This is a genomic window from Paenibacillus sp. FW126-R14 (assembly GCF_058789495.1).
In genome coordinates this window covers 55821-67685 of record NZ_JBYTBS010000011.1, presented here as the reverse complement: position 1 = coordinate 67685, position 11865 = coordinate 55821, and the positions used below count along the sequence as shown (strand labels likewise).

General features: G+C 47.9%; 11 protein-coding genes. 1 reads left to right on the top strand and 10 read right to left on the bottom strand.

Annotated features, from left to right (window positions below):
* Nucleotides 1-163: 163 nt before the first annotated feature.
* The 10 genes from aroF to liaF form a co-directional block, all read right to left on the bottom strand.
* Nucleotides 164-1207 (bottom strand): 3-deoxy-7-phosphoheptulonate synthase, encoded by a 1044-nt coding sequence (gene aroF, locus AC3WRW_RS10450; protein WP_171682792.1) that lies wholly within the window; start codon nucleotides 1205-1207, stop codon nucleotides 164-166.
* A gap of 130 nt (nucleotides 1208-1337) precedes the next feature.
* A complete protein-coding gene (locus AC3WRW_RS10445; RefSeq protein ID WP_492546304.1) occupies nucleotides 1338-1853 on the bottom strand; it encodes a DUF2062 domain-containing protein in 516 nt (171 codons plus the stop codon).
* 60 nt (nucleotides 1854-1913) lie between these two features.
* Nucleotides 1914-2870 carry a 4-hydroxy-3-methylbut-2-enyl diphosphate reductase gene (locus AC3WRW_RS10440; protein ID WP_492546252.1) on the bottom strand — a complete coding sequence of 319 codons (957 nt, stop codon included), beginning with the start codon at nucleotides 2868-2870 and terminating at the stop codon, nucleotides 1914-1916.
* Between the two features lie 46 nt (nucleotides 2871-2916).
* On the bottom strand, nucleotides 2917-4386 hold the full coding sequence (locus AC3WRW_RS10435; protein WP_492546251.1) for a sensor histidine kinase: 1470 nt from the start codon (nucleotides 4384-4386) through the stop codon (nucleotides 2917-2919).
* Between the two features lies 1 nt (nucleotide 4387).
* Nucleotides 4388-5077, bottom strand: coding sequence for a response regulator transcription factor (locus tag AC3WRW_RS10430; RefSeq protein WP_492546250.1), 690 nt, complete (start codon nucleotides 5075-5077; stop codon nucleotides 4388-4390).
* A 140-nt stretch (nucleotides 5078-5217) separates the two neighbouring features.
* Entirely contained in the window at nucleotides 5218-6798 is a 1581-nt protein-coding gene (locus AC3WRW_RS10425) for a S1C family serine protease (protein ID WP_492546249.1), read from the bottom strand.
* A 144-nt stretch (nucleotides 6799-6942) separates the two neighbouring features.
* On the bottom strand, nucleotides 6943-7356 hold the full coding sequence (locus tag AC3WRW_RS10420; protein ID WP_492546248.1) for a YugN family protein: 414 nt from the start codon (nucleotides 7354-7356) through the stop codon (nucleotides 6943-6945).
* An 86-nt stretch (nucleotides 7357-7442) separates the two neighbouring features.
* Nucleotides 7443-8090, bottom strand: coding sequence for a response regulator (locus AC3WRW_RS10415; RefSeq protein ID WP_492546247.1), 648 nt, complete (start codon nucleotides 8088-8090; stop codon nucleotides 7443-7445).
* A complete protein-coding gene (locus tag AC3WRW_RS10410; RefSeq protein WP_492546246.1) occupies nucleotides 8083-9147 on the bottom strand; it encodes a HAMP domain-containing sensor histidine kinase in 1065 nt (354 codons plus the stop codon). Before AC3WRW_RS10410 ends, AC3WRW_RS10415 begins: the two co-directional genes overlap by 8 nt.
* A 9-nt stretch (nucleotides 9148-9156) precedes the next feature.
* The gene (gene liaF, locus AC3WRW_RS10405; RefSeq protein WP_492546245.1) at nucleotides 9157-10278 is read right to left on the bottom strand and encodes a cell wall-active antibiotics response protein LiaF; all 1122 of its coding nucleotides are present in this window, start codon (nucleotides 10276-10278) and stop codon (nucleotides 9157-9159) included.
* 272 nt (nucleotides 10279-10550) lie between these two features.
* Here liaF and AC3WRW_RS10400 point away from each other — a divergent pair, with 272 nt between their 5' ends.
* Complete coding sequence (locus AC3WRW_RS10400) at nucleotides 10551-11837, top strand: ammonium transporter (RefSeq protein ID WP_492546244.1); 1287 nt, start codon at nucleotides 10551-10553, stop codon at nucleotides 11835-11837.
* Nucleotides 11838-11865 lie beyond the last annotated feature (28 nt).

Here is an 11865-nt window from a genome sequence, read left to right as displayed (position 1 = left end):
TTGCACATATTATATAGCGATTGAGCTTACACAGTCAATACTTATGTCAGGTATTTTTTATTGGTGTGTAAGCTATGCTCACACTAGTTCACATTTTTTTCTTATATACAAATAAAGGAAACGAGTTCTTCTATAGAAGAAACTCGTTTCCTTGAACGAAAATTTATGCCAGAATCGCTTCTTTTTCCGTATCGAACTTTTTGCCCAGAAGTGGCGCAAGCTTCTCTAAATCAACCAGCAATTTCGCGAATTGGTCTGGGAACAGCGACTGGACGCCGTCGCCAGTCATGGAGTTGTCCGGATCCGTGTGCATTTCGATGATCAATCCGTCCGCTCCTGCGGCTACGGAAGCTTTCGTCATCGGAACAACAAGCTCTCTGCGTCCCGTGCCATGACTTGGATCCGAGATGACCGGAAGATGGCTAAGCTGCTTAAGAACAGGAATGGCAGATAAATCCAACGTATTGCGCGTGTAAGTTTCGAATGTTCGGATTCCGCGTTCGCAGAGCATGACATTCGGGTTCCCGCCGGCAAGAATATATTCCGCTGCATTCAGGAATTCATCGTACGTAGAACTGAATCCGCGTTTGAGCAGGACAGGCGTTTGAATGGTGCCCAGCTTGCGAAGCAGGTCAAAGTTTTGCATATTGCGTGTGCCTACTTGCAGAATATCAGCGTATTGCGCACACACATCCACGTACTCAGGAGTCATGACTTCCGTGATCGTTAGAAGTCCATGCTTTTTGCCGGCTTCCGCCATCATGATCAAACCTTCAACGCCGACGCCTTGGAAGCTGTAAGGTCCTGTTCTCGGCTTGAAGGCGCCGCCGCGCAACACTTGCCCGCCCGCCGCTTTGACCAATCGGGCGATTTCGTCGATTTGCTCCGGCGTTTCTACGGCACAAGGTCCGCCCATCACGACAAGCTGCTCGCCGCCAATTTCTACGCCTTTGATCTTGATAACGGTATCTGCCGGATGGAAGTCACGGCTTGCTAATTTGTATGATTTTGAAATTTTCACGACTTGTTCGACTCCTGTCATTTGGCGCAGCTGCTCTGCTAATTTGGGATCTGCTTTACCGATAATTCCGATGACTGTACGATCTTCTCCTTTGGAGACATGAGCTTGCACACCTTGCTTCTCGATAAATTGTACAATTTCTTGAATACGCTCGTCAGACGTTCTGTTGGATGTAATGGCGATCATGATATACACGCTCCTTATATATATGGGTTGTTCCACTTAATCACTTCAACGCTTGTTCGCTTCTACGCTTTTAATCGCTAAAGTAAATATACAACGCTTGACGAAGATTCGTCAAGCGTTAATTTATGTGCTATTCTTCTGTGTTGGACGAGACAAGTTGATCTTTGCGGATTCTGCGTTTCTCTTTGCGGCGATTCGTATGGTATTTGAGGAAGAGCACGACCGGGAAATAGGCGATGATACCGAGGACGGTTCCAACCACCATGCCGCCAACAATCAAGTCCAAACCGCTTCTAATGATATTGGAGAGAATATGCGGCAAATGATGGATCAGATAATACTTAACGTGCTTAGGTACCAGCCAACTTCCTACCTGTTTATTAAGAATTGAGAACGGAATATAGATCACTTTCCCGAATACAAACCCAATTAATGCTGCAGGTAAGTTAGCTCTTAACAAATAAACCAAAGGAAAAATAAGAACGAAAGCAAACCCAGCAGTTGGCAAGGTAAACATTTCGATTGCCAAACCAATTGAAAAGCCGCGCGCTACCTTAGATGGTCCGCCTTTGGCACGTAAAAGAAGTAAATATTTGTACCTGAACCAGCGTTTGCTGCTTTTCCAATCGTAGCGAGTTTTCATCATTTTCACCTTCTGAGTGCTCTGCATGCTGGTCACAATCCCGCCCTGTGGAATAAATAGGAATCACTCACTGCCAGCAGCTTTGGATTTAACAGCCGGAATGAGCTTCTTCATATTAATAGTACGTATAACTGCCCATGTGGTTTCATCTTTTGGATCGTAACTTTCTAGGTAAGAAATGACTTCTTTGGTAATCGGCGTCGGCGTTGATGCCCCGGATGTCACACCAACCTTGCGAACATGAGTTAACCATTCGCGATTCAATTCAGTTACATCAGCTACTCTATACGCCCTTACCCCGGCAATCTCCTCTGAAACTTGCGCTAAGCGGTTGGAATTATTGCTTTTGGGATCTCCAACGACAATCACAAGGTCAGTTTCCTTCGCCTGCTCAGCCACCGCTTCTTGCCGCACTTGTGTCGCAAGGCAGATTTCGTTATGAATTTCCGCTTTCGGGAACAGCTCTAATAAACGATTCATGATATGCCTGATGTCCCACTGGCTCATCGTTGTTTGGTTCGTAATAATGATTCGTTCAGCTTTGATGTTCAGATGCTCGGCTTCTTCCAGCTTTTCAATCAGGTGTACCAAGCCAGGGGCAACGCCAATCGCGCCTTCCGGCTCAGGATGCCCCTTCTTACCAATATAGATAATTTCATAGCCATCTGCTACTTTTTCGCGAATTAAATCATGTGTTTTTGTAACATCCGGGCACGTTGCGTCGACAACCGTCAAACCTTTGTCTCTTGCCAGACGTCTGACCTCCGGAGAAACGCCGTGCGCGGTGAAAATGACGGTTCCTTTTTCGACTTGTTCCAATATTTCAAGACGGTTTTCGCCATCAAGCGTGATGACGCCCTCTTCTTTGAAAAATTCTGTGACGTGCGCATTATGCACAATCATACCTAATATATAGATAGGTCTAGGAAGATTTAAATTTTTTGCTGTCTGCATAGCTAATGCCATCGCGTCTACGACGCCATAACAATAGCCTCTTGGAGATATTCGAACCACTTCCATGCCTTCCACCTGCCTGCTTCATCGGTTTTCCTTTTATTATAGCGGATTACACAGGTAGAGGAAAGTTTGCCGGCAGCCATATCATAAATGTACTGCCCTCATCCTTGCGTGTAGTCACTTCAACGGAGCCGCCGTGTTCATCAATGATCCATTTGGCAATCGAAAGGCCTAGTCCAGTGCCCGCGGTGAGCCCTCGGGATAAATCGGCGCGATAAAATCTGTCGAAAATATGGGGAATATCTTCCTTGTCCATCCCGATCCCCGTATCCGCGATTTGAATGCCAATGAAAGTATCTGTCCGGGACACGTGCAGCGATACGGTTCCATCCGGCGTATATTTGAACGCATTCTCAATGAAAATGAACAACAGCTGCTGCAAATAATCTCGGTTGCCTTGCACAATGGCATGATCTAAAGCCTGGAGATCGCCCACCTGCCAATCCGCCGTATGATCCAGCAATTGAGCCCTTCTCACAACCTCCTGCACTAGCGGCAGCATTTCGACAGGACTCTTCTCCATAATTACACCGGCGTCCGCTCTAGCGAGCGCCAGCAGGTCGTTTACGAGCCGACTCATCCGCTGGGCTTCTCCGGCAATGTCATGCATCGCTTCCAGCGACATTTGCATCTGTTCAGGGGTAGCAAGTTCCGTCCCTGACGTTTTCTTCCACATTTTCTCGAGCAGATCCACATTGCCCCGAATGGTCGTGAGCGGTGTTCTCAACTCGTGAGAAGCGTCCGATACGAATCTACGCTGTGCGCGATACGCTTCGTCCAACTCCAGATAAGTAATCTGGATACGTGAAAGCATGCCGTTAATCGTTTGGGTGAGCCGGCCGATTTCATCCAGCGGACCTTGGTACTCGATTCGCTTCTCCAAATCATCCCCGCTGCCAATTTGATTCGCAGCATCAATTACGCGTTCAATCGGTTGAAGCGCCTTCCGCGATAAGAACCATCCCAACGAAGCCGCAACGATAATCGTCAGCAGCGCCCAGACCATCAGCGTATAGCGGAGGGTAACGGCAGTTTTCTCATAACTCCCTATAGGTACAGCCGATTGCAGAACTCCGATCAGTTGGCTGGTTTGATCATAGATCCCTTGATAATAGATGAGGAAATCTTGCCCTAATACTTTTGCCTTTTGAAAAAAGCCGCTGTCATCCACCATTAATTTATCGATGCTAGGCTTATCAATGGGCAGAGAAACATTGTAAAATTGCAAGTTCGCCGAGCGGTTATAGCTTTTGAGCTTCACATTATATAATTGCAGGAACGTATTCGTAGAATAAAAATCTCTGTTTTCCAGCTCCAATTCCACAACAAGCCCCTTCTGTGAAAGGGCAAAGCTTTTCTGGATACGCAAAGAAGTGTTCCCTGCTTCTCTTCTCAAGTCTTGACGGATTTGATCGTACAGAAAATAATTCAGGAAAAAGTACAGCACGATTCCGAATAGCAGCATGGTCAGTGCCAAAACACCCGAATACCAGAGCGTCAGCCGCAAACGAAGCGACATATCAGGATTCTCCTCTCAGTACGTAACCCGCTCCCCGGACGGTTTGAATTAATCGTTTGTGACCGAACTCTTCGGTCTTTTGGCGCAGAAGCGCTATGTATACCTCGAGTACGTTGGATTCGCCGCTGTAATCGTAGCCCCATATTTTTTCCATAATAATATCGCGGGAGAGCACCCGCTTCGGATTCTGCATAAACAGGTGCAGCAAGTCGAATTCTTTCGTTGTCAATTCAATCAATTTATCGTCACGAAAAACTTCGCGCGTATCCAAATCAAGTGTCGTATCTTCATAACTCAATCGATTTGTCGGATGTTCAGTTCTCTCCGTTCTCCGGCGCAGAAGAACCCGCACCCTTGCCAGCAGCTCCTCAAGCGCAAAGGGCTTGACCAAATAATCGTCAGCTCCGAGATCCAGGCCTTTGACGCGGTCGCTGATTTCATCTTTTGCCGTCAGCATCAGAATTGGCACCTCGCTTCCGCTTTCGCGAACGCGGCGCACAACCTCCCAGCCGTCAATGTGAGGCATCATGACATCCAAGATCAGCAAATTAGGCTCCGATCTTAGCATTTGCTTAAGCCCCTCCGCGCCATTGCTTGCCGTTTCAACGGAATATCCTTCAAAAGCCAAGCCTCGTCTCAGCATCGAGGTAATTTTCTCATCATCGTCAATAACCATAATATTTTCCCGCATCGTTTGGCCCCCCTTCATTCTATTCTCTTCATTGTATCAAAATCAGCCATCTAAGCAAAAAGAAGCAGAGCCTGCAAGCTTCAAGCCCGCGGGTCTCCACTTCCCTGTAACGCACGTACTAACCTTTGTTTATCTCTATCTTATTGAGCGGGTGTTTCGGCCAGTGCGTTTTTGTCTCCGACCGTAAGCGGCACTTCCATGCGCTTGCCGTCTCTGATGATGCCCAGCGTTACTTTATCGCCTACTTTTGTCGCTTGAACCTTCGTGATTAGCTCTTGAGAGTTCTTGATCTTCGTACCGTTAAGATCAACGATCACATCATATTGGCGCAGACCGGCTTGGAAAGCAGGACTTTTACGTTGAACGCTGCCAACTAACGCCCCATCCGTATTCGAAAGCTTCAATTCGCTAACCCAGTCTTTACCGATATCCTGCAAGCCAACCCCTAGATAAGGAACAGGCTCTTTTGGAATTTGCACATTATTCTTCAAGTTTTCCAATACCGATGAAATCGTGCTCGTCGGAATAGCGAAACCGATACCTTGCGCTTGGGAGCTTACCGCTGTATTAATCCCGATAACTTCGCCATTCAAGTTAAGCAAAGGACCGCCGGAGTTACCAGGGTTAATGGATGCGTCCGTTTGCAGCAAGTGTTTGTATTCACGTGTTCCTTTGGTATCCGGAATGGAGATTGGACGTTCCTTCGCACTCAGTACGCCGACTGTTACCGTATGATCAAACCCGTACGGGTTACCGATAGCTACAACCCAGTCTCCAACGTTAACATCTTCTGCCTTACCAAGTGGTAGAATCGGGAATTCTTTGTCTCCCTCAATTTTGAGTACTGCCAAGTCTAAGTCATAGCTGTTGCCCAGCAGCTTAGCTTTGAACGGTTTATCGTAGCCTTCGACAGTCACTTGAACTTCATCCGCACCATCGACAACATGTTCATTTGTTAAAATATAGCCGGTTTTCTCGAAAATAAACCCGGTTCCCATCCCCGCAGGCTGAAGATCGCCGCTGCCCGAGTCTTGCGTGCCGCTCTTCGGTGAGGAGCCGCCGCCGTTATCTCCGAAGAACTGACGGAAGAACGGATCGTCGAAGAGGGAGTTGCCACCTCGTGTGGTCTGCTTCGGTTTCACCAAAGACTCAACCTTCACGATAGCCGGTCCGGCATTCTGAGCAATGGCGGCAATGTTGCCTGGGCGGACAACGTCCAGTCCTACATTTTTCACCTCGCCGCCGTTGGAGCTCTTCGTCGAAGCTGTCGTCGAGCTGCCGGATGCTAGCGGCTGACTGCCTCCTGTGAACAGGTTCAACTTGTCAGCGCTGAACATCAGCGCGCTTACAACCAAGGCGCCTGCCATGAAAGCAGCGAAAACGCTTTTCACGGAAGAACGTTTCTTAGCGTGCGTATCCCAGTGGCCAGGGCCTTGACCGGAACTTATATCCGGACCGAAACTGAAAGGGCGCAAGTTCTTCGGCGGCGTAACCTCAACGCTGGATGTTCCCTCTGCTCCTGAAGCGGAGGTTGTCAATGTTTCCTGCTCGGAATTTTCGTTAAAAGCCGACTTGTAAGGACCGTAAGAATAATAGTAGGAAGGTCTTTCTTTATTAGGATCATGCGGTTCTTGATGATTATCTTCTTTACCGTTCATTGAATCGTTATTGTTATTCTGCGACTTGAAGAAGTCGCTGTAGTCTTTTTTGTTATCGTCCATACATCTTACCTCCACTTGTTTAATAAGTTATAATGTGCATTTTCATTAGTGGGCTAATGTCTTGCTGTCTATGGTTCTATCATGCACTCACAACCTTAAACGAATATTAAAAAACAATAAAATGGAGGTAAAAAAAGGACAAATTTATTGAATCCAAGCTTGCTCAACCTTTTTGAGCAATTCTGCGGCTTCTTCCACCCATTTGGCTTCCACATCGGCATCCGGATCCAGCGGCGCTTGAAACTGGTCAATCATCGCTCCATAGGTTTCCGCTTCCGCCGCTTGATCAAGCCCTTCATTATAAACGTGCTTCAGCACAAATGGCGTACCCACTTCCACGATAGCATCCGTTGCCTCCGAATCGCCATCGATTCTCCCGGTGATGACTTGAAAGGGGATGCGCAGCCATACTTTATGCGCTTCGTCTAAATAGCGGTCGAAATAGCCATGATCGTAATCCCAGTTTCCTCCTAATGCGAAATCGAACTCATGCAGGTGGTCGCGAACACTGTCGAAGGACTCTTTGACCTGCTCCAACGATGATGATAATGTTTTCATTCAGACACTCCTTAAGCGCTCATATTAGTTGCCGTACGCATAGAATGTGCCAAAATGTAGTTTTTATGTGTGAGGTTCCTACTTCATCAAACCCAACCTTTACGATGGGCAAAAATAGCCAACTGGGTCCGATCGTCTAACTCGCACTTCATCAATAGATTGCTGACATGCGTTTTTACTGTTTTTATACTAATAAAAAGTTCCTCCGAAATATCTTTGTTGCTTTTGCCTTCCGCAATCAAAAGCAGCACTTCCTTCTCGCGGGAAGTCAGCCCCTCTTCCTCCGGCATCGCATTGCGCTGTCTTACGCCTCTCGTTAAGGCCAAAGACACCTCCGAATTCATCACAGGCATCCCGCGGTATGCGCTCTGGATGGCATGAATCAATTGCTCAGAGGAGACCGTTTTCAGCATATAGCTGATTGCTCCCGACTCCACGGCCTCAAGCACTTTCGTTTCTTCCAAGAAACTCGTAAGCATGATGATCCGGATCTCCGGAAACTTGCCGCATATTAATTTGGTAGCCCCTATCCCGTCAAGCACAGGCATCGTAAGATCCATTAAAATCACATCCGGAAGCCTTGTGGACAGCTCCCCATTTAACTTGTCGAATGCCTCCTGGCCGTTCCCGGCTTCGCCTACAACCTCCAACCCAGGTTCCATGGAAATATAAGTCCTTAATCCTACGCGGACCATATCGTGATCATCTACAATCATTACCTTTATGTTAGTCATCGCCATTACCCTCTTTCTCCTTTGTAACAAGTCCGTTCTGTCCCGTAAAACGCGGAATGCGTACCCGTACCCGGGTACCCGATCCTAATTTGCTATCGATTTCCACATCGCCGCCGAGCTTTTGCGCCCGTTCTCTCATTGTCGATAAGCCATGGGAGGCTGACGGGATATCCCTTCGCTCGAAGCCTTGGCCGTCATCCTGCAGCTGAAGCACGTATTGATGCTCTCTTTCGTAGATCGCGAGCCGAACTCCTTTGGCGGAAGCATGCTTGACGACATTGGCAAGACCTTCTTGAATAATCAGGAAAAACTGATGCTCGATCGCTTCCGAAATCGCTTCATGCAGCGAAACATCAAGCTGGCCCTGCAGTTCATGAGTCCGGCAATATTCCGGAAACCATTTCTCCAGGGCTTCTTGTAAGCTCATATCATTTAATTCAATCGGTCTAAGCTGCGAAATCAAACCGCGCATCTGCTTCTGGGCATGATGCGACATTTGAATGAGTTGATTCATCACGGTCGGAGCTGCATCAGGGTTTCTTTCCAGTATTTTCGGCAAAGAGGAGGCGGACATATGGATAGCGAACAGCTCTTGGCTGACAGTATCATGCAGGTCCCGCGCCAGGCGGCGCCTTTCCTCCATCACCGCATTTTCCGTGAGCTCCTGATCGCGAATAGCTTCTGCCTCGCCTAATTTTTGCAGCAGTTGCACACGCTCTTCAACAGAGGCAGCCATTTTATTGAAAGCATCATATAAATATAAGAATGGTTCTACAGGCTCAAGCTCAACGCGGCTGGAGAAGTTCCCCTTAGACAATTCCAGCATGGCCACATGAAGCTCATCGACCTTGCGCTGCCATCTCTTGGTTGCTACATAACCTACGGTTAGACAGAGCGTTAAAATGGCAATGAGAAACCACATCCGGAACTCCCATGACGCAAGCTCCCGGCTGTAGTACTCAAGCACGATAAAAATACTTGAGACGGTGAGTAAACTCGAAATCAGAAAGTAATTCAGCAGCTGCCACTTCATATTGAACATTCGCAATTTGTACATGCTCCATCCTTAACCTATCTTTTTGATTGTGATGTCACCAATAAACATGCTGGTTGTGACTACGAGCTTCCGGTCCGCCTCCTCATAATGCGAGGTTTGCGTTCTCACGCTGCGCAGGAAGCCGCTCTCACGCCGGTCAAGCACCTTCATATCTCCAATAAAAGAGCTGGCCATAACGCGCACTTCCACATCAAGATCGTTCGGGATAAAAATTTTCACATCGCCGATAAAGGCCGTGACATGAATCGTTGTTTCACCTAACGGAATTGCCGCACGGGTCAAATCTATGACAGAATCTCCAATAAAATGTGAAATTTGAATCGGCTTTAATTCCCACGCCTCTTGGCCAAGATGCACATCGCCGATAAAGCCGTGCCGGTGAAGCACGTCGCCGGAATCGAAATTTCGCACGAAATCATCGTACCGATGGCCGTGATGCATATGCTGCGTTTTCGGCTGTGCCTGCTTGTCAAGTCGAATTGGCGGCTTAGGAGCAGGCTCTTCAGAGCCGAGCCATTCCTCCGCATGCTTCGTGTGGAACTCGCCATGAATATCCTTCAGCACCTCTTTTTCCTCATCGCTAAGCGTATGCTTCGTTTCATTTCCCGAGAAATGATCCTTTTCTGCTTTTTCCTTAGCGAACGGCTCCTTCGCAGTATGCGGATGCCAATTTGAGGAATCCCACGGATTGCTATGTCTCCCGTGTTCTTTCCTCCTAGCTTCCCGTCTTTCTCTTCTTGCTTGTTCTTTCGCTTCTTTCATCGCTAGCCAATCGGGAGACTCTTTACGACCCGGCCGGAAGAGCACATTCAAACCGAATAAAATCAAGGCAGCCGGGGCCAAAATTTTAAACATTTCGCCTAATGAACGATCGGTCAAGTTCAAATTCTTTAGAAGGAAGATCGTTCCGACACCGGCGACGAGCAAACTCCATATCGAGCCCCCCCAATGATACTTCCGCTGCCACAGGAATCCAACGAGGCCATAAAAGATGAGAATGACAGGCCAATACGTGGAAAACATATAGGCAAGATCAACATGGATAAAACCCAGTTGATTAAGTAAAAAAAGGACACCAGCCGTCACGAGGACAAGCCCCCAAATCATGCGTTGAAACATATGCGGATTCATACGTTCTGCCTCCATTTGTGTACATCGTTGTTAAGATACTTCTAGTCTATAAGATACAAGCAAGATTGAAAAGAGACGAGGGATTGAAGGCTCCCTCGGTCTAGAGACCGAGTTTTCAGCAAGCCGTAAACAGAATAACTGACATGATTTTCAAAGGATACGAACATTTCTCGTTTTATGTCATGTATTCTTACGTATTTCGTTGACATCCTTATCATCAGAACCGTATAATTGTTCCATTAGAACGCGTCGAATATAAGGAGAGATTACAAATGGATCAAATCCAACAGCTTTCCAGCGGTCTAGATACCATATGGGTGGTTCTGACCGCTGCCATGATTTTATTGATGGAGGGGGGCTTCGCGTTACTGGAAGCAGGCTTTGTCAGACAGAAAAATGCCGTAAGCATTATTATGAAAGTGTTTGTTGATATCGCTTTCGGAGCACTTATTTTCTATTTTATCGGTTTTGCGCTTATGTATGGCAAAGACCTTGGAGGGATCATAGGAACGACGGGTTTCTTCATGGGAGGAGATTTGACACATATCGTTTTGAATATCTCACATGAAACCTACTGGCTGTTCCAATGCGCTTTCGTTATCGCTGTTATTTCCATCGTTTCCGGGGCCGTTGCCGAGCGCATCAATTTCCGGGCTTACATCCTCTACACGATTGCCATGACAGGTTTAATCTATCCGATTGCCGGTCACTGGGTATGGGCCGCGGGTGGCTGGCTGGGGAAATTAGGCATGGTTGATTTCGCCGGATCGGCTGTCATTCACGGCCTGGGCGGCTTCTCGGCACTCGCGGCTGCCATGATCATCGGTCCCCGAATCGGCAAATTTTCTGCAAACGGTTCTGCCAACATCGTTCCTCCCTCTAATTTACCGCTTGCCTCGGTAGGGGCCTTCATTCTTTGGTTTGGCTGGTTCGGCTTCAACTCCGGCAGTACGCTCAGCGCCACCAATACATCGATTGGCCATATTGCCGTAACGACGATGTTGGCAGCAGCAGCAGGCAGTGCAACTTGCATTTTATTTACTATGCTGCGCTACCGCAAAGCCGATCCGCCGATGGTCATCAACGGCGCACTGGCAGGATTGGTCGGCATTACCGCCGGCTGTGCTTTTGTCAGCGACGCCGCCGCCATTTTCATCGGAGCCGTGTGCGGAATTGCGATGGTCTACGCGACCGAGATGCTGGAAGCCAGACAAATCGACGATCCCGTCGGCGCGTTTCCGGTTCATGGCATCAGCGGCAGCATCGGGACGTTGGCTGTAGGCTTATTCGCACAGCCTGACGCCATTCGCGAAGGAACCGCCGGGTTATTGTATGGCGGCGGATTCGGTCTGCTCGGCGTTCAAGCGTTAGGCCTTGTTACGGTTTGTATTTGGGGCTTCGCCCTCACTTGGGGCGTTATGAAACTTATTAATCTCATTGTTCCTTTGCGTGTAAGCAGAGACGAAGAACTCGTGGGCTTGGATGTAGGGATTCACGGCGTTCCGGCTTACAGCCAGGAAGACGGTTTTCTGGATTTGGAGCAATTGAAAAAAGGATAGAGAGAACTACGATCCCCTATTTTGCGCA